This is a genomic window from Colwellia sp. 6_MG-2023 (genome assembly GCF_030547765.1).
GTDB lineage: Bacteria > Pseudomonadota > Gammaproteobacteria > Enterobacterales > Alteromonadaceae > Colwellia.
In genome coordinates, this window is record NZ_JAUOPP010000018.1 from 57,845 (window position 1) to 77,099 (window position 19,255).

Consider the following 19,255-nt stretch of genomic DNA (forward strand, 5'->3'; position numbering starts at 1 on the left):
TTGTTAAGCTATTACTGTTAAGTTTCTTTTTCTAAAGAATTTAGAAGTTGACGAATATCATTAATATCTTCTGCAGATGTTGATTCATCGATAGCGCGCATCACTAATTTAGAGGTTGAGCCGCCAAAAGCTTTGCTGATTAAGTCTTTTATTAACGATGATTGTGTATGCATTTCGCTATTTGCGGCAGCATAAACATGTGCTCTATTTGTTTCATCACGAGTTACTAATGATTTTTCATGCATTATTTGTAGTATTTTTAGTACGGTTGTATAACCAGTTTTATGTGTCTCAGTTACTTCTTCGTGAATTTGTCTGACGGTAGCAGGCCCCATTTGCCAAAGAATATTGAGTAATGATAACTCAGCTTCTGTTGGCTTCACTGCGGATTTTTCACGTGCCATGTTTCTTGCCCCAATTATTAATTTTATTTTATGCCCAGAGGGTTGGAATTTTAGTTGTAAAAGTGGTTACGAATATAATCGTAAAACTTGGTTGCTAATCCTATACTTTGTGGAATTAATGAGCAACCCTTAATTTAAGCATCACTTTTTTCGACTAAATCTGCATAATGCTCACCTAATCTTGTCACGGTTTCAGGTCTAGCATTAGCGGCAAATTCAACCATGTTGGGGGCGAAGGTACTGACAACAGTAGAGCCTAACTTGAAACGGCCCATTTCATCACCTTTTTCAAAGGTAATTGCATCAATCCCTTTTGCTGGATATTGCCATCTGAAAATATCCTTTCCTGCTGGTGGTGTAATAGTGCCTGCCCACGTTGTTTCTATGCTTGCGACAATAGTTGCGCCTACCAGTACCATAGCGAAAGAACCATGCTCGGTATCAAATACTGTTACCACACGCTCATTGCGCGCGAATAAATCAGGAACGTTATTCGCAGTTAATGGATTCACTGAAAATAACTCACCAGGTACATAAATCATTTCACGTAATGTAGCCGCCATAGGCATGTGAATTCGATGGTAGTCTTTAGGTGCTAAATAAATACAAGAGAACTTACCTTTTTGAAAAGGAGCGGCCGTTCTAGCATCACCACCTAACAATGAGGTAAGGCTGTAATTAAAGCCTTTGGCTTGAATTAATCTTCCTTCAACAATATCTCCTTGCTGAGATATTGCGCCATCAACGGGATAACATAAAGTACTTGAGTCTGAATCAATAGTACGGGCACCTTCTTCTAATTCGCGCGTGAAAAAGTCATTAAAGGTGGCAAAATCTTTTGCATTTTTTAATTTTGCTTCATTCATGTTGATCTTGTATGCCTTGATGAACATATCAATGAGTTTAGTGGTTAACCAACCCATTTTAGCAGCAGCTAATTTTCCCACTAAACGAGAAATAGCATGCTTAGGCATGGAATATTGCAAGGCAATCTTAATTTTATCGCTGAACTTAGTCGTTGAAGATTGATTCTGTGAAGACACTTTTTTTCCTTTATTTACTTAGTTTTAATTTATTTGGTAATTAATCATTAAACCGTGAAGTTAATTTGTTGTCACCTAAGCTGGCGATAATACGGGTAAAGCTAGCAAGTCGTTTAGGGTGAATTTTATCCTCGGCAGCTGAGGTCAATGCACAACCAGGATCATTTTTATGTTTGCAATCTCGGAATTTACATAGTCCTTGAAATTGCTCAAACTCTTTAAAGCCGTTAAAGACTTGATCAGGCGTTAAATGCCATAGGCCAAACTCTCTAATCCCTGGGGAGTCAATTAAGTCACCACCTTCTTCAAAATGATATAATCGAGCGACAGTTGTTGTATGTTGCCCTAACCCAGAGTTTTGTGAAACCTCTTGAGTAACTACGCCAAGCTCTGGCATTAAAGCATTCACTAATGTTGATTTTCCCACACCTGATTGACCAACAAAAATACTAATATGCTGGCTCAATTGAGTTTTTATTTCGCTAATACCTTCATTAGTTTGACTGCTACCATAAAGTATCTGATAGCCTATTTCTCTATAGATTTGTAATTGTTGTTCAATTTCATCTTGCTCGTTTTGGCTTAGCTCGCTAAGTAGATCTATTTTGTTTAAGACAATAACTGGCGTTATGCCCGTTTGCTCAGCAGCAACTAAGTAGCGATCAATAATGTCACTGTTAAATGCCGGCAATACAGAAGAAACAATTAAAATTTGGCTAATATTAGCTGCAATAGGTTTTACGCCATCATAAACATCAGGTCTGCTTAATACAGTCTCACGATCATGCACGGCTTCAATAATGCCACAAATGCTATGTTGAGTTTCTTTGCCTAAACGCCAAAGTACTTTATCGCCACAGACTAAAGTTTTGATAGAACGGCGTAAATTACATCGGTATATTGCACCATCATCACCCTCTACATCCGCATGTTGACCAAATCTACTGATCACAATACCTTGTTGAGTAGCACCTAGCTCTTCATCTTCCCACTGAACTTTACCGCCACTAGCGTTTACTTTCGTGTGCAATTTTTTGTCGTGATTAGCTTTAATGCGTCTTTGCTGACCATTAGTTAATTTTTTCTTAGCCACAAGTCTTAATCATTTTGTTTAATCCTAGTTATTTGTTCGCTATTATACTGATAATTACTAGCTATTGCTTGTGCAATTTTTAAGGGATATTTATGACGTGTAACAATACCAATTTAATTTGGCTTGATTTAGAAATGACTGGGTTAGAGCCTGAAATTGATGTAGTGCTCGAAATTGCTACTATTATTACTGATAGTCAGTTAAATATTTTAGCTGAAGGCCCCGTTTTTGCCATTCATCAATCAGATGATGTGTTAGACAATATGAGTGAATGGTGTATTGAACATCATGGTCAGTCAGGTTTAACTAAACGATGCCGTGAGAGTAAGATTAGCCTAGCTGAAGCTACCGCTCAAACTATTGCCTTTGTTCAACAATATGTGCCGAAAGGTGTTTCACCAATGTGTGGTAATAGTATTGGTCAAGATCGACGTTTTATTAATAAGTATATGATTGAATTTGAAGAATATTTTCATTATCGTAATTTGGATGTAAGTACAGTGAAAGAGCTTGCTCGTCGCTGGAAACCTGAAGTATTAGATAAAGTAGTAAAAACGGGAGCTCATTTAGCTTTAGATGACATTAGAGAGTCTATCGCCGAGTTAAAAGTCTACCAAGAGCACTTTTTCAAAATTTAACTAATCATTTATCACTCTTTGGGCGTTAACTTAATATTGAATATAAGTGCCAGTGATAATATTGTAAAAGTCAGTTTATTTAATGCGCACATCAACTTGATGTGCGCTATGCTCTCACTATATTTCGTCTGTAAATTAGTAAAAATATTCACTTAATCTTTATCAATCTATTATTATCATTGTAGTTTGGTATAAACTAACGTCATTAAGGGATGTAGAATAAAAAACCACTATGAGTAATATTGACGGCGTTGCAGAGCATATTGAAAATAACACTGAGCAGAAGCAACACCATAAGAAAATTAAATTAAAGCTTTTTTATCAAAAATTTAGGTTTAAATTTGTAGCATTATGTTTTTTAATCATCATTACGATAGGCTTAACCTCTGCCTTATTTTACCAAACTAATGTGCAGGACAATGCGACACTCAAAAATCAATTAATACCGATGAAACAAGCGTTAAAACAAATTAACGCGTTGCAAGCAGTCGAGCAATTAATTGAAGATATACTCCAACCGGATAATACTGGCAATTTGGTTAAGTTACATGATGAGTTAATTATATTAAATCGTAACTTACTGCAAGCGCATAGCGACAATAAACAAGTTTTTCAACAATGGTTAGATAAAAACTTACTTGCTGAAGATGTTGTTTCACGTGTGCAAGACAGCTATACCTATAATCAGCAGCTAAGGCAAAGCAGCATTATTCAATTGCAACTAGTGCTTTTTTCTATCCAGCAAGTTATCGATGAGCAATTTGCTAGCCAAAAAATACTAAATGAACAATTAGAAGTTGAGCAAGCAAAAAATAGAGTGACTTACAGTCGAGCTAATCTATATGTGCAACTGGCTCAAAAATCGAATGATTTACAACAATTAAAAACGTTATTAATTGATGTTTTAATGCGGTTTAAAGCATTGAATACCAATACATCGCTAACCGTTTTTGAGGAATTACGTCTTCAGATGCTGCAATTGTTTACTCAGCATCAACAAATTATAAGTGATGGGTTAATAAAGGGAATTCTTGATGTTAATCAGCAGTTTGATACGTTGGAAAAAATAGTATTAACAGAACAAAAATCAATACCTAAATGGCAAAGTTATATTCGTTTAGTTCAAGATTATCAAACTAATTTAAAAGAGCAACAAGAAGGTGTTAAGCGGCTATTATTAACCCCTTACAAGAATGATATTCAAACCGGTGACATCAGCGTTATAAAGGTTTTTTTGGCTAGTTATAATATAGAATTATCAGAAAAAAATATTGTTAATATTTTGTTGGCTAGTATTGCTCTGTCGCTACTTTGTTTTTTCTTTTTATTATGGCGATTACACAAGCAAATTAAGATTTCAGCGCAGCAAGGTGTTGAGAGCATTGTCAACACCATTAATAACGCACCAAATAAAAGTGTTGTTGCTAATTGCATTGAAACGCAAGTCATAATCGATCATTTAGAGAAAACTTCAGGTCATTTAGAAAGTCATGAAGAGCCGCAGCATAATGAAGATGAATGGCAGGTATTATTAAATAAATATCAAGCTATTGAACAAGCGTTATCACAACAAGAAAAAACTATTGAAGAGCTACATCAAAATGCAGAACAGCAAAAATTACGCTTAACCTTGCAAATATTTGATGAAATGCAACGTTATCAATTTTTAAAGAAATTAATAGTACAAGTCATACAACAACATCAAGAATATTGCCTAAATGTTAATGTATTAAATGCCACCCCATTAACTACCAATAAGGAGCATTTAATAACGCAATTAATGTGTTTATATCAGCAATTTTCAGGTTTACATCTAGCGTTAGAAATGAAATCAGATAAATCACGTTTGACATTGACCGATGTGAATTTAATTGATGAGATATATGCTGCTTTATTTAACAAGCAACAAGAACAGCATAAATATGACAACAAATTGTTCGTACGTTGTGATGAGCGCTTACTCAGTAAGGTAAAAGTTGACGATAATGTATTTCAGCATTTTATCAGTTTACTTATTGATATCGTATTAACGAACTGTAGAGCAAGCCAATTATTATTACAGGCTCAGTTACAGGATAAGGATGAAGGACAACAATTAGTAAACTTGTCGGTTATTGTCAACACAAGCCCTTTAAAAACGCTGCCTACCTTAATTATGCAGTTATTAAATTCTGAATCTGTTTCGCGCATAAACTCACCGTTAATTGATGCTTTTAATCTGCTACTTACTAAGCAGCATGGTGAAAATATTAGTGCGGAACTTGTTGATGATGGCTATCAACTCAGTTTTGATTTACCTTTAGCCGTTGCTGCGCCTGAAGATGTTAGCAAAAAAATCACCTTAAACGGCACTAACATCATGGTATTGTCAAATAATGTGGTGTTAGCTGAGTTGATTGCAACTATTGTTTTATCTGCCCATGGCAAACTTGAACGAATCACCCAGTTTGATAGTTTTAAAAGTCAGTTTATTGAAGAAAAGCTTAATCGCAAGAAATTTGATGTCGTCGTGGTCACAAGTGATATAGCAGTAACTCAGCTTGATTTCATTATTCAACAGATTAACTTATTACCTGAGTCTGTAAAACCTAAGTTGATGGTGCTTCAATCAAGTGAACTTAACTATGAGCGCTTCGGCTTTTATAATCAAGCAGAGCAAATATTTTGTAAAGATAGTTTTGTTGAAAATATCTTGATGCTGCTAAAAGGCGACCGTTTAACGAATCAATTATTTCCTTATGAGTCCTTTGTCTCTCATGAAGCATTACCGGCCGAGTTGCCGTTATTACTTGCTGTGCAATCGCCACAAGCCTATCAAAACTTACAACGATTACTACATTGGCTTGGTTTTCATGTGAAAATCGTTGCTAATGAGTATGAACAAGCAATACTTTGGAAAACAGGTGTATACAACATACTGGTTACGGAATTTCCTGAATCAGCTTTAATTGAAAGAGCAACTACAGCAAATATTAGTATTGGGGTTTTATCCTTAACTGATATGTTACCTAAGGTTGAAAATAGAGCACCTTTCGCACAATGGCTTATTAATCAATTGAATTTTACCGATGAAATTACATTGGTAGAGTTAGCTGAAGCATTGGCACCGTGGCTAAAGAAAAAAAGAGATATAAAGGGAGAGCTTGCACTAAATAAATCGAGCAATCAAGATAAATTGGCTTTGCCAGAAGAAGGTTCTGATGATGTTGTTATTACTGAAGTTACGCAATTATTAACAGATAACGCTGCTGTTTTTGACTTTGCTCGCTATTTACAACATCAAGGTACTGTTGAATTAGCATTGTTTATGCTTGACGAGTATACCCAAGATAATCACCAACAGCTTGATGCGTTAATTGAGGCGATAAAAGAAAAAGAGTTAGCGCAAGCACACGTTGCTATTGCGGCATTAGCGTTAAATGCTGCAATACTCTCAGCACCTCGGCTACAATTATTATGTACACAATGGTCAAAATTATTAAGCGGTGTCGAAATACCTAGTAGCCTAGAAAAGGTTAATGCCTTACTAAAAGAAACTCGAGTTGTATTAACTGAAATCGACGAATACGCAGAAACGCTTTAAATATTTAGCTAACAGTCATTTCATTAGGTATTGTAATCTACCTTGGACATTTTTAAACCTGTATAGTTGAACGATTATGCATCTCTAGGAAGCCCTTTTTCTACTGAACGAATTAATCTAGCATTAAGTCGTTCAATCGGGCTTTTATTCATAACGTCTTTATTTGGTTTACTTAGGTTTTGCTGTGCTATAGCCCAATGAATATGCTCAGCAACTAATTCGGAAGCAAGTGGTAACTTATCTTCCAATGCTTGAACAATTTCAGCATCCCAAGGAGCATTACCTAATGCTACGGCAATATTACGTTGCCAGCTTTGAAACCCTATTCGTCGTATCGGCGAACCTTGAAAAACATCTAAAAAGTAAGTTTCATTCCAAGAAAATAGCGTTAAAAGTGTTATTTCATCCAGTTGATTTCTCGCTTGAAAATCATCTTCTAAACTCAGTTTTGCGTATTTGTTCCAAGGACAAATAAGTTGGCAATCGTCACAACCATAAATTCGATTACCCATTAATGGTCTCAATTCTATTGGAATAGGATCAGGAGATTCAATGGTAAAATAAGAAATACAGCGTCTGGCATCAACGACATAAGGTTCTACGATAGCTTTGGTTGGGCATATTTTTATACAAGCAACACAACTGCCACAGTCATTGACCGATCTTTCTGTGTTTTTAGGTTTAATTGATGTTATTGGCAGTGGTATATCTATAAGCAGTTCACCAAGAAAAAACCACGAGCCAGCTTCTTTATTGAGTAATAAGGTATGCTTACCCACCCAACCTAAACCCGCTTTTTCAGCAAGGGGACGTTCTAATATGGGGGCTGAATCAACAAATGGACGAAAATTGAACTCTTCACAATGTTCAGCAATTTTTTTGCCTAATGACTGTAGCCGTTTTCGCATCAGTTTATGATAGTCTCGCCCCAATGCGTAGCGGCTAATATAAGCGTGATCTTTCGCTTTCAAAATACGAGCGCACTTGGCGTCAGTAGGCAAATAGTCTAATCGAACACTAATAACTCTAACCGTTCCTGGTACCAACTCTGCAGGACGTGCACGCATTAAACCATGACGCGCCATATATTCCATATTGCCGTGATAACCATTTGCTAACCACTTTTCAAGGCTTCTTTCATGTTGGGATAGGTCAATATCAGTAATACCTAATTGAGAAAAGCCTAATTCCTTACCCCAACACTGGATTTTTTCAGCCAATTGGGAATAGTTGATAGCATGAGTATCTGGGATTGTTTTTGTCATTTTTTAAATAAAATAACCAATACAAATAAAGTATGGTTTAGTATAGCTGCTAGGTGTAAATGATTGATGAGTTTACCACAACAATCTCGAGCAAAATATAAGTGTCAGAATACTTCACTTTACCGGTTAGTATTTTTGTGGTTGGTGACTTTATTCCATCGGCTAAATAACCAAATAATATTTACTTTTATAAGAGCATAAATATTTTATAGTTACCTCCGAGCCTGTCTATATTCATGGCGCATCAGATGATATTATTATCAGTTACTATGATTAATGTAATATCACCTATTCATACTATTGTAAGCTTTCTAGGCATAGAATAGCTAACCTAACGATTAATAGAAAATTTTGAGAAAAAATGAAAAAGTTAGAGTACCTTTTACCCGATGAAGCCGCGACAATTGCTATGGGCGATAGCTTAGCTAAAGTATTACAGTGGCAAAATGAACAACAACAAGCCCAACAATCACTGGTGGTTTTTTTAAATGGTGACTTGGGGGCTGGAAAAACAACACTTACACGTGGTTTTGTACGTGGAATGGGGCATAAAGGCAACGTTAAAAGCCCAACTTACACCCTAGTTGAACCGTATGAATTACCGCCGTGGCAAGTTTATCATTTTGACCTATATCGTCTAGGAGATCCTGAAGAATTAGAATATATGGGGATTCGCGATTATTTTGCTGATAATTGTTGTTGCTTTATTGAATGGCCAGAAAAAGGCGCTGGCCTCTTGGCTAATGAGGATATAATCATTAATATGGTTTATCAAAATGAGCAACGAGTGATCGATTTACAAGCTTGCTCTAAACGAGGTGAGGATGTTTTACAGCAATTGGCATTAACATATGGTTAATGTGATGATTGCTAAAGCAGTTTCTGATAGGTTTTGTGAGAATATCTTGAGCATTTATATCACTTAAGATTAGTAATTAAAAATTTTTAAGGTTGGTTATGCGTTTATTACCCTCCATAGCGTCTATTGTATTTTGGCTTTTATTAGCTGTAGTACTCTTATGTACAAATAATGCCTTAGCAAGCACTAATAGTATTGATGGTATTCGTGTTTGGCCGGCACCAGAAAATACGCGTATTGTTTTCGATCTGAAAAGTAAACCTGATTATAAATATTTTACTTTAAGTAAACCGGACCGCTTAGTTATTGATTTTAAAAACACCAAAAATAATGTTGCGCTCACAAAATTAGCTGAAAATGATCCACGAATTCAAGTATTTCGTACCAGTACTGCCAAATCAACAGGCAGTACTCGACTAGTATTAGAACTATCAAAAAAGTATCCATTAACTGTTTTTCCTTTGGCACCTGCTGGACAGTATGGTGATCGTTTAGTTATTGATTTACATGATAAAAAAAAATCAAGCCCTATTACAGAAACTAACAGTTCGAGTGGTAAGCGAGATATCGTTATTGCGATTGTTGCAGGGCATGGTGGTGAAGACCCAGGCTCTATTGGTGCTAAGGGAACATATGAAAAAAAGGTAACGCTATCTATTGCTAAAAAGTTAGCTAAGATGATTGATCAACGAGAAGGCTTTAAAGCGGCGATGATCAGAACCGGCGATTACTATGTAACACATAGTCGAAAAACAGAGCTAGCGAGAGAAAACAAAGCGGATTTACTTATTTCTATCCATGCTGATGCTTTTATATCGTCTAAACCGAGTGGTGCTTCAGTATTAGTACAATCATCTAGACGGGCTAATTCTGAATTTACTCGTTGGATTGCAAATAGGCAAGATGAGTCAGAATTACTCGGTGGAGCAGGCGATACCATTAAATTAACAAAAGATAAAAACTTAGCTTTTACGCTTGCTGATATGAAAAAAGAATACACTATGGCCAGTAGTTATGAATTTGCATTGCATGTTATTAAGGAATTAAAACAAGTAACTAAACTCCATAAAAAAGAACCTGAAGGTTTGAGTTTAGCCGTTTTGAAATCATCTGATATTCCCTCTGTTTTGATCGAGACAGGCTTTATGTCTAACCCGATAGAAGAACAAAATCTCAATAGCCGAGCTCATCAAACCAAACTTGCGAATGCTATTTTTAAAGCGGTTGATAGTTATTTTACGAGCAATGCTCCTCAAGGTACCTTAGTAGCAGCTACGACCATGCGAAAGCATAAAGTACGTAGTGGTGAGTCTTTGTCGGTACTCGCGCAACGTTATAAGATATCTGTGGCCAGAATTAAAGCGGTCAATAACTTAAAATCTAATGTGCTTCGTATTGGTCAGACTTTAAAAATTCCCCGTGCAGGTTAGCACTGTATTGTAAATTTAAAACCTAAAAAATAAGAATAATCATGACAATAGCGATACTTCCAGCACGATTAGCGAACCAAATAGCGGCCGGAGAGGTCGTAGAACGACCTGCTTCAGTTATTAAAGAGCTTGTTGAAAATAGCTTAGATGCAGGCGCAACCAATATAAATATTGAGGTTGATAAAGGTGGTGTTAAACGTATTCGTATTAGTGATAATGGTGCTGGTATTGCCAAAGACGAATTAACATTAGCATTAAGTCGTCATGCAACAAGTAAGATAAAAGATCTAAGTGATTTAGAGGCGATAAACAGTCTCGGTTTTCGTGGTGAAGCATTAGCAAGTATCAGTTCAGTGGCAAGATTAACTTTAACGTCTAAACCTAAAGCCCAAGCAACAGCATGGCAAGCGAGTGCTGAAGGTCGTGATATGGCTGTGAGTATACAACCTGCCGCACATCCCGATGGTACAACTATCGAAGTATTAGATTTATTTTTTAATACACCTGCAAGGCGTAAGTTTTTACGTACTGAAAAAACAGAATTTAATCATATTGATGAAGTGATAAGGCGCATTGCATTGGCGTGTTTTGACGTTAGTTTTTCTTTAACACATAACGGAAAAATAATTCGTCAATATCGCGCTGCAATGACTAAAGCACAAAGTGCCAAGCGTGTTGCTATGGTATGTGGTCAAAAGTTTGTTGAACATGCAGTAGAAGTTCACTGTCAGCATGATGATATGTTGTTTTCTGGCTGGTTAGCAAAACCAAGCTTTGCACGTAATCAAAATGATCTTTGTTATAGCTATGTTAATGGCCGAATGATGCGTGACAAGTTAATTAATCATGCGATTCGTCAAGCCTATGCCGACTTATTACCACCAGATACTTATCCTGCATTTGTGTTGTTTTTAACTCTTGATCACCGTGAAGTTGATGTGAATGTACATCCAGCTAAACATGAAGTGCGTTTTCATCAAAGTCGCTATGTTCATGACTTTATTTACTCTGTGTGTCATAAAGCATTAATGGAAAATAATCAGCTGTTAGATTTTCAGGAAGAGCACCTGCCAGTAGAGAATCAAGTTGAACCAATACATGAAAGTGTGCAATATGATCGTCCTGATTATATAAAACCATTAGCTCAAATGAGCCCGCAACAAATAAATGAAAAGGCATATAGTCCGCGTTCTGCGACAACCAATAATTATACTACTAGTCCAAGAATAACTAAGTCTGCGGTAGAAAATTACCAAAAACTGATGACTCCAATAGTACATAATGAAAGTGAACCTACAAACAAGGTTGCAGAGGGAGAACTTTCGAACCCGATTACTGCTTTGAAAGTCCAACACCATGTTGAAACGTTCTTTATTGCTATTGAGCAAGGGCAATATGGTATTTTCAAACAAGACAGCAGTTTGCGCTTACTTTCATTAGCCACCTTAGCGTACCAATTACACAAAAATAAAATTCTCTTACATTGGCAGTTAAGTGAAACAAAACCTAATAAAGGGTTAATTAGTCAACCTTTATTATTGCCTGTTGTGATAAAACTATCAGGGCAGCAAATGAGAGCAATACAACACTATCAGGCTGAATTGGCGTTAGCGGGCATTGTTGTGACTGTAAACGATAAGGGTAGTAAAGGGCGATTACAGATACGACAGTTTCCAGCTTTATTACGAGAACAAGATGTAAGTACAAGTTTTATCAAAATTATTGAAAAATTATTATCATTTGACCACGGTGACAAACAACCAAAAGAGCGTGATAAAAGTATCATTGCTGCGCTAGCTAGTGTGATGGTTGCTCAACACTATAGTGAAGAACAAGCCCAAGCTTTATGGCTAGAAGCAAAAAAAACACTATCAATACAAAAAATAGATGCCGTACTCTTGAAATCTGTCCCGCTAGACCTTACATCTCAAGTTAAGCAATTAATATCTATTACTGAGTTGGACGTAACACATTAGTTAAGTTACCAGTATAGTTAACATGAGATTCCAATTTAGTGTCGACAAAAAATGTAGCCAAGCAACCACCTGTTATTTGTTTAATGGGGCCAACAGCATCGGGTAAAACCGCATTAGCTATGGCTTTGTCTGATGCTTTGCCTTGCGATATTATTAGCGTTGATTCAGCCTTAATCTATCGAGATATGGATATTGGCACAGCCAAACCTAGCGCGGATGAATTATCGAAATACCCTCATCGTTTAATTAACCTTCGTGATGCAGCGCAAAGCTACTCTGCTGCTGATTTCTGTCATGATGCATTAGCTGAAATAGCGAGTATCAGAGCTAATAATCGTATTCCTTTGTTAGTTGGGGGAACTATGATGTATTTTAAGAGTCTCATTGAAGGGATTTCACCACTACCTGCGGCAAGTAGTGAAGTGCGTCAACAGATAGAAAGGGAAGCTGTAGAGCATGGGTGGGAAGCAATGCATGCGCAATTAGCGCAAGTTGATTCCGTTTCGGCACAAAGAATTCATCCAAATGATCCTCAACGATTAATTCGTGCATTAGAAGTATTTCGCTTAACAGGTAATACTTTGACACAATTGACACAAATTAAAGGTAATAAGCTCGATGGCGATATATTACAATTTGCCATCACACCGAAAGAGCGCAGTACTTTGCATGAACGAATTGAGTTGCGCTACCAACAAATGATAGAGCAAGGATTTGAAAAGGAAGTTATTGAGTTAAAAAAACGCAATGATTTACATGAAAATTTACCTTCAATCCGTTGTGTTGGTTATCGTCAAATGTGGCAATATTTGAACGGTGAATATGATCATGAAGAAATGATTTTCAAAGGTGTGTGTGCTACAAGGCAATTGGCTAAGCGCCAATTAACCTGGCTTAGAAGTTGGCCTGAATTGCAATGGTTAACAACAGATGATGAAATGAATTTGTCAAAAGTGTTAGCTGCCGTTGGTAAATGTGATTGATATAAAAAACCTAATAAACATGAAAATTTAATGACATTTTATTAGGTTAAATAAAGGTGAAAACAGTTGTTGTATCACATTATTTAGCAATAATTGGTTAGTTAAAGCTATATTTTGTCTGTTTAGCGACAGTTTTCACTACGTAAATAGTTACAATAATATTCTCAATAAAGATAAATATACTGGTAATCATTAAGCAATATTAAAATATTGATGTATAATTAACTGGTTATGTATTGGGGAATAGCAAAAATTATCATTAATCAAAAATAATTTTGGTTAATAACTTTTATTTAATAATAAGAAAAAGGAGCCATAAAATGGCAAAAGGTCAATCTTTACAAGACCCATTTTTGAATGCGTTACGTCGTGATCGTATTCCAGTTGCAATCTATTTAGTCAACGGTATTAAACTACAAGGGCAGGTAGAATCATTTGATCAATTTGTGATTCTATTAAAGAATACCGTTAGTCAAATGGTATATAAACATGCTATTTCAACCGTAGTACCAGCACGTGCAGTAAACACAGCACCGGCGGCTAATCAGTCAGAGTCAGAAGAGTAAAGTTACTTATATTTTGGTGCTAAATTTTACTCAGAACAACTTATCTTTTACGCATAGGTTGGTATTCGCGTTATTTGAATGTGACTTTTTAGAGAATTTTTTTATCCTGTCTCGACAGTCATTATTTCTAAGGTTTAATGCAGTTGTTTGACCGTTATCAAGCAGGTGAACAAGCAGTGCTTGTCCACCTCGACTTCCCAGATGAAAGTACCCGTGAAGATTTAACTGAATTTAAAATGTTAGTTTCTTCTGCAGGCGTAAGCGCGTTAACCGTTATTTCTGGTAAACGTAGTACTCCACACCCTAAATTTTTTGTTGGCTCAGGAAAAGCCGAAGAAATAGCAGAAGCTGTTCGTTTATTTGACGCTAATGTTGTGCTATTTAATCATAGTTTATCGCCTTCCCAAGAAAAAAACATTGAAGCTTTATGCCAGTGCCGTGTAGTAGATAGAACTTCACTTATTCTTGATATTTTTGCGCAGCGAGCGCGTACACACGAAGGTAAGTTACAAGTTGAATTAGCACAATTACGACATATGAGTAGTCGATTAATTCGTGGCTGGACTCACTTAGAGCGCCAAAAGGGTGGTGTAGGTTTACGTGGACCAGGCGAAACGCAATTAGAAACCGATAGACGTTTATTAAGTGAACGTATGGTGATGATTGGTAAACGTTTAGAAAAGGTTGAACGACAAAGACAACAAGGCAGACGTTCAAGAACGCGTGCTGAATTGCCAACAATATCGTTAGTTGGCTACACTAATGCAGGAAAGTCTACGCTATTTAATCTATTAACGGCATCAGATGTTTATGCCGCTGATCAACTTTTTGCAACACTTGACCCAACCTTGCGACGAATTGAGCTTGAGGGTATTGGTGGTGTAATTTTAGCTGATACCGTTGGTTTTATTCGTCATTTACCTCATGATTTAGTTGCTGCATTTAAAGCGACATTAACAGAGACCCGTGAAGCTGAGCTATTAATTCATGTGGTGGATATTTCAGATGATAGGCGAAGTGAAAATATTGAACAGGTGGAGCATGTTTTATCTGAAATTGAAGCAGATGAAGTTCCACAATTAATTATTTGTAATAAAATTGATAATTTAGATGATGTTGCTCCTAGAATAGACCGAGATTATCAAGGGCGGCCCATAAGAGTTTGGCTATCAGCTCAAGCTAATATTGGTATTGATTTATTTTTTACCGCACTGACTGAACGTCTAGGAAGTCAAATAGTTGAAACTATGTTAGTTATTCCGCCAACAGCGGGAAAACTTCGTGGAATATTATATCGATTAAACAGTATTCAAAATGAGCATTATGATGATGAAGGTAACTGTCATCTTAATTTAAAACTACCTAAACGAGAATGGAATCGACTAGTCAAACAAGAAGGCAATGACATTGAACAATATGTCCAATTAAAACCCTAATTTCAACTTCAATAGGGCATATATTGTAAATTAATGTGTTAATACTCATATTGAGTCTTATAAAAGCGATCGTTTTATCATAAACTTGAATTTATTTGATAGAATCATCAATAAATATTTTAATAATTACTAACCTAGCGGAGAAATACATGGCTTGGAATGAACCGGGGAATAATGATAAAGACCCCTGGAAAAATAAAGGTGGTAAGAACCAAGGCCCACCAGACTTAGATGAGTTACTTAATGATTTAGGTAAAAAAGTCAGTGGCATCTTTGGAGGCAAAGGTGGCGGAAATTCTTCAGGAGGGTCATCACCCTCAGGTAAAAGCATGTCTACTATTGGTATAAGTTTAGTACTTATTATTGCAATAGTTGTTTACGCATTTAGTGGTTTTTATACGATCAAAGAAGCAGAAAAAGGCATAGTACTGCGTTTTGGCCAGTATGCTGGCACAGTTGATCCAGGGATTAACTGGAAGTGGACTTTTGTTGACCGTATTATCCCTATCGATATGCAAAGTACGCGTGAAATGCAGTCATCAGGTTTTATGCTAACGCAAGATGAAAATGTTGTTCAAGTTGAAATGCAAATTCAATACCGTGTGATGGATGCACGTAATTATGTATTTAGTGTTACTAATGCTGACGATAGTTTGAATCAATCGCTTGATAGTGCGTTACGCTACGTTGTTGGCCATGCAAAAATGGATGACATTCTAACTAGTGGTCGAGAAATTATTCGCCAATCTGTGTGGAAAGAGCTTGAAGAAATTATAGAGCCTTTTAATTTAGGTTTGATTATTGTTGATGTTAACTTTAAAGATGCTCGTCCGCCTAATGAAGTGAAAGATGCATTCGATGATGCTATTGCTGCACAAGAAGATGAAGTACGTTTTTTACGTGAAGCTGAAGCTTATGCGCGTGGCATTGAACCTCGTGCTCGTGGTCGTGTGAAACGTATGGAACAAGAAGCGCTTGCCTATAAAGGACAAATTGTATTAGATGCAGAAGGTGAAGTTGCTCGTTTTGAAAAAATTCTACCTGAGTATCAAGCAGCACCAGAAGTGACTCGCCAGCGTTTATATATTGCAACGATGGAAAAAGTTTATAGTAATACCAGTAAGGTAATGGTTGATGTTGATGGTGGAAATAATATGATGTATTTACCACTTGATAAAATTATGCAGCAGCAATCTACTACTCAGCGCACAACGCCTCAACCATACTCACAGCCACAAGAGCAGCCAAGTGTGAACTCTTCACCATCAACTTCTGGTCGAAGTGATAGATTCAATAATGGGAGTAACTAGATTATGAAAAACTTTATTATTGCTATTGTCGCATTAGTATTTATCTTAGTTGTGTCTTCTATGTTTGTTATCTATGAAGGTCAACGTGGTATTGTGTTCCAGTTTTCAAAAATTAAACGTGATTCGGTATCGGACCAAATGTTGGTATTTGAACCAGGTTTACATTTTAAAATTCCATTTATTGAATCGGTACGTAAGCTAGATGCACGTATTCAGACGTTAGATGAAGCGCCAGATCGTTTCGTAACATCAGAGAAAAAAGATTTAATGGTTGACTCTTTTGTTAAGTGGCGCATTATTGATTTTTCTACTTATTACCTACGTACATCAGGTTCAGTTGAAAATGCTCGTGCCTTACTAAAGCAGAAAGTAAACAATGGTCTTCGTACTGAATTTGGTAATAGAACGATTAAAGAAATCGTGTCAGGTGATCGTGATGCAATAATGAAACAAGCATTAGAAAGTGCAGAAAGTAGCCGTGAAGATCTTGGTATTGAAGTGGTAGATGTACGTATTAAAGCTATTAATTTACCTACTGAGGTTAGCAACTCTATTTATGATCGTATGCGTGCTGAACGTACTGCTGTAGCAAAAGAACATAGATCACAAGGTCAAGAGCAGTCGGAAATAATTCGTGCCACGATTGATGCTAAAGTTACTCTTATGTTAGCTGAAGCGAAAAAGAATGCTTCAACTACACGTGGTGAGGGTGATGCAGAAGCATCTAAAATATATGCATCTGCTTATGGTAAAGATGCTGAGTTCTATCGTTTTTATCGTAGTTTAGAAGCTTATGAGAATAGCTTTAATAGCAAAAGTGATATCATGGTTGTTAAACCTGATAGTGACTTTTTCCACTATTTAAAAGACGGTTCAAACAAATAATCTGAGAGTAAAATTACTTTGAGTTTGTTTATCTATAAAGCCAGCATTTTTGCTGGCTTTTTTATATCCACAACGAAAGTATGAGCAAAGGATAGACCAAGTAAAAGTAGTTGTTAGCGAAGAATATATTAAGCCGAGCTCAGGTTACTTGATTTATTATCAAATGTATAAAATGTTGCGGGCTAAAATAGCGAGACACATTGATAAACAGCCGCAATATGATGTTAGCGTTTTTTATATTTACGATTTTTAAGCTATGTTTATCACAATAGTTCATAATATTAGTTAAAAAAGAATAAAGATAAGCCCTTAACATCAAAGGCTATTTTTATAATTATTAAATAAACAGTTATTTGTTCTTGGACTACAATTTGATTTTTGTTAGAATCCCCGCCTAATTTTCTTATGAAATAGTCAAAAATGGGCAAAAACGTAGTTGTTCTAGGTACCCAATGGGGTGACGAAGGTAAAGGTAAGATCGTTGACTTACTAACCGATAAAGCAAAATATGTTGTTCGCTATCAAGGCGGACATAATGCAGGCCATACTTTAGTGATAGACGGTGAAAAAACCGTACTTCATCTAATTCCATCAGGTGTATTACGTGATAACGTAAAATGTCTTATTGGTAACGGTGTAGTTTTATGTCCTAAAGCTTTAATGACAGAAATTACCATGTTGGAAGCTAAGGGCGTTCCAGTTCGTGAACGTTTACTTATTAGTGATGCATGTCCACTAATTCTTCCCTACCATAATGCGTTAGATGCTGCTCGTGAAGTTGCACGCGGTAATAAGCCTATTGGTACAACAGGGCGTGGTATTGGTCCAGCATACGAAGATAAAGTTGCACGACGCGGTTTACGTGTTGGTGATTTATTTTGTGCAGAGACCTTTGCTGCTAAATTAAAAGAAATTGTTGAATATCACAACTTCTCGTTGGTTAACTATTATAAAGTTGAACCAGTGAATTATGAAGAAGTACTTGCGGATGCACTTGCTGTTGCTGATACGATTAAAAAGATGACTGCTGATATTTCAGAAATCTTAGATCAAGCACGTATTGCAGGCGACTCTATTATGTTTGAAGGGGCTCAAGGAACATTACTTGATATTGATCATGGTACATATCCTTATGTAACATCTTCAAATACAACGGCTGGTGGCGTTGCTACTGGTTGTGGTTTTGGTCCACGTCACTTAGATTATATTCTTGGTATCACTAAAGCTTACACTACTCGTGTTGGTTCAGGCCCATTTCCTACAGAGTTAGATGATGAAATTGGTAATCATTTAGGTACTGTTGGCCATGAATTTGGAGCAACTACGGGCCGTGAACGCCGTTGTGGTTGGTTTGATGCTGTTGCAATGCATCGTGCAGTTCAAGTTAATAGTGTGACAGGCTTTTGTTTAACTAAACTTGATGTGCTTGACGGTTTAACAACCTTAAAAATTTGTACTGGTTATAAAACTGAATCAGGCGATATTATCACTGTGCCGCCAACGGCTGCTGAAGGTTACGATAAGATCACACCGGTATATGAAGAAATGCCAGGTTGGACTGAAAATACAGTTGGTGCAACATCAGTTGATGATTTACCAGCTAATGCCCTTGCTTATATTAAGCGCATTGAAGAAGTTACTGGTATTCCTGTTGATATTATTTCAACTGGTCCAGATCGTAACGAAACTATTATTAAAGTTAATCCGTTCGTTTAATCACGAAACTTATTACTTTAATCGCATAAACCTTAGGGTTAAAACCTGTCAGTGAAATACTGACAGGT

The 19,255-nt window shown here is 36.4% G+C and carries 15 protein-coding genes; 11 read left to right on the top strand and 4 right to left on the bottom strand.

Features of this window, described 5'->3' with window-relative positions; genetic code table 11:
- Positions 1-17: 17 nt before the first annotated feature.
- From Q4503_RS12325 to rsgA, 3 genes are all read right to left on the bottom strand, one after another.
- Entirely contained in the window at positions 18-404 is a 387-nt protein-coding gene (locus tag Q4503_RS12325) for a BlaI/MecI/CopY family transcriptional regulator (RefSeq protein ID WP_215973973.1), read from the bottom strand.
- Between the two features lie 134 nt (positions 405-538).
- Positions 539-1,378, bottom strand: a complete 840-nt coding sequence (asd, locus tag Q4503_RS12330; RefSeq protein WP_303602471.1) for an archaetidylserine decarboxylase — start codon at positions 1,376-1,378, stop codon at positions 539-541.
- 109 nt (positions 1,379-1,487) lie between these two features.
- Positions 1,488-2,540: a small ribosomal subunit biogenesis GTPase RsgA gene (gene rsgA, locus Q4503_RS12335; protein ID WP_215973972.1), complete on the bottom strand. Its 1,053-nt coding sequence runs from the start codon at positions 2,538-2,540 to the stop codon at positions 1,488-1,490.
- Positions 2,541-2,632: 92 nt separating this feature from the next.
- Here rsgA and orn point away from each other — a divergent pair, with 92 nt between their 5' ends.
- Together orn and Q4503_RS12345 are read left to right on the top strand one after the other, a co-directional pair.
- Positions 2,633-3,178 carry an oligoribonuclease gene (orn, locus tag Q4503_RS12340; RefSeq protein ID WP_215973971.1) on the top strand — a complete coding sequence of 182 codons (546 nt, stop codon included), beginning with the start codon at positions 2,633-2,635 and terminating at the stop codon, positions 3,176-3,178.
- Positions 3,179-3,410: 232 nt separating this feature from the next.
- Entirely contained in the window at positions 3,411-6,761 is a 3,351-nt protein-coding gene (locus Q4503_RS12345) for a hypothetical protein (protein WP_303602457.1), read from the top strand.
- A gap of 74 nt (positions 6,762-6,835) precedes the next feature.
- On the opposite strand, the gene queG is transcribed toward Q4503_RS12345, so the two are convergent.
- On the bottom strand, positions 6,836-8,026 hold the full coding sequence (queG, locus tag Q4503_RS12350; protein ID WP_215973969.1) for a tRNA epoxyqueuosine(34) reductase QueG: 1,191 nt from the start codon (positions 8,024-8,026) through the stop codon (positions 6,836-6,838).
- 361 nt (positions 8,027-8,387) lie between these two features.
- Here queG and tsaE point away from each other — a divergent pair, with 361 nt between their 5' ends.
- The 9 genes from tsaE (at position 8,388) to Q4503_RS12395 (ending at position 19,187) form a co-directional block, all read left to right on the top strand.
- The gene (tsaE, locus tag Q4503_RS12355; RefSeq protein ID WP_215973968.1) at positions 8,388-8,885 is read left to right on the top strand and encodes a tRNA (adenosine(37)-N6)-threonylcarbamoyltransferase complex ATPase subunit type 1 TsaE; all 498 of its coding nucleotides are present in this window, start codon (positions 8,388-8,390) and stop codon (positions 8,883-8,885) included.
- Positions 8,886-8,983: 98 nt separating this feature from the next.
- Positions 8,984-10,315, top strand: coding sequence for an N-acetylmuramoyl-L-alanine amidase (locus Q4503_RS12360; protein ID WP_303602458.1), 1,332 nt, complete (start codon positions 8,984-8,986; stop codon positions 10,313-10,315).
- A gap of 41 nt (positions 10,316-10,356) precedes the next feature.
- Positions 10,357-12,291 carry a DNA mismatch repair endonuclease MutL gene (gene mutL / locus Q4503_RS12365; protein WP_303602459.1) on the top strand — a complete coding sequence of 645 codons (1,935 nt, stop codon included), beginning with the start codon at positions 10,357-10,359 and terminating at the stop codon, positions 12,289-12,291.
- Between the two features lie 83 nt (positions 12,292-12,374).
- Positions 12,375-13,274 carry a tRNA (adenosine(37)-N6)-dimethylallyltransferase MiaA gene (gene miaA, locus Q4503_RS12370; protein WP_303602472.1) on the top strand — a complete coding sequence of 300 codons (900 nt, stop codon included), beginning with the start codon at positions 12,375-12,377 and terminating at the stop codon, positions 13,272-13,274.
- A 320-nt stretch (positions 13,275-13,594) separates the two neighbouring features.
- A complete protein-coding gene (gene hfq / locus Q4503_RS12375; RefSeq protein ID WP_215973965.1) occupies positions 13,595-13,840 on the top strand; it encodes an RNA chaperone Hfq in 246 nt (81 codons plus the stop codon).
- Positions 13,841-13,983: 143 nt separating this feature from the next.
- Positions 13,984-15,276: a ribosome rescue GTPase HflX gene (gene hflX, locus Q4503_RS12380; RefSeq protein WP_215974027.1), complete on the top strand. Its 1,293-nt coding sequence runs from the start codon at positions 13,984-13,986 to the stop codon at positions 15,274-15,276.
- Between the two features lie 149 nt (positions 15,277-15,425).
- Positions 15,426-16,586, top strand: a complete 1,161-nt coding sequence (gene hflK, locus Q4503_RS12385; protein ID WP_215973964.1) for an FtsH protease activity modulator HflK — start codon at positions 15,426-15,428, stop codon at positions 16,584-16,586.
- A gap of 3 nt (positions 16,587-16,589) precedes the next feature.
- Positions 16,590-17,471: a protease modulator HflC gene (gene hflC, locus Q4503_RS12390; protein WP_303602460.1), complete on the top strand. Its 882-nt coding sequence runs from the start codon at positions 16,590-16,592 to the stop codon at positions 17,469-17,471.
- A 420-nt stretch (positions 17,472-17,891) separates the two neighbouring features.
- A complete protein-coding gene (locus Q4503_RS12395) occupies positions 17,892-19,187 on the top strand; it encodes an adenylosuccinate synthase (protein ID WP_303602461.1) in 1,296 nt (431 codons plus the stop codon).
- The last annotated feature ends 68 nt before the right edge of the window (positions 19,188-19,255 follow it).

Bases quoted from the DNA above. Each gene is read 5' to 3' on its own strand.
- mutL (WP_303602459.1), top strand. From the start codon at position 10,357: ATGACAATAGCGATACTTCCAGCACGATTAGCGAACCAAATAGCGGCC.
- queG (WP_215973969.1), bottom strand. From the start codon at position 8,026: ATGACAAAAACAATCCCAGATACTCATGCTATCAACTATTCCCAATTG.
- asd (WP_303602471.1), bottom strand. From the start codon at position 1,378: ATGCCTAAGCATGCTATTTCTCGTTTAGTGGGAAAATTAGCTGCTGCT.
- Q4503_RS12360 (WP_303602458.1), top strand. From the start codon at position 8,984: ATGCGTTTATTACCCTCCATAGCGTCTATTGTATTTTGGCTTTTATTA.
- Q4503_RS12345 (WP_303602457.1), top strand. From the start codon at position 3,411: ATGAGTAATATTGACGGCGTTGCAGAGCATATTGAAAATAACACTGAG.
- hflK (WP_215973964.1), top strand. From the start codon at position 15,426: ATGGCTTGGAATGAACCGGGGAATAATGATAAAGACCCCTGGAAAAAT.
- miaA (WP_303602472.1), top strand. From the start codon at position 12,375: ATGGGGCCAACAGCATCGGGTAAAACCGCATTAGCTATGGCTTTGTCT.
- Q4503_RS12395 (WP_303602461.1), top strand. From the start codon at position 17,892: ATGGGCAAAAACGTAGTTGTTCTAGGTACCCAATGGGGTGACGAAGGT.
- tsaE (WP_215973968.1), top strand. From the start codon at position 8,388: ATGAAAAAGTTAGAGTACCTTTTACCCGATGAAGCCGCGACAATTGCT.
- Q4503_RS12325 (WP_215973973.1), bottom strand. From the start codon at position 404: ATGGCACGTGAAAAATCCGCAGTGAAGCCAACAGAAGCTGAGTTATCA.
- hflC (WP_303602460.1), top strand. From the start codon at position 16,590: ATGAAAAACTTTATTATTGCTATTGTCGCATTAGTATTTATCTTAGTT.
- hfq (WP_215973965.1), top strand. From the start codon at position 13,595: ATGGCAAAAGGTCAATCTTTACAAGACCCATTTTTGAATGCGTTACGT.
- orn (WP_215973971.1), top strand. From the start codon at position 2,633: ATGACGTGTAACAATACCAATTTAATTTGGCTTGATTTAGAAATGACT.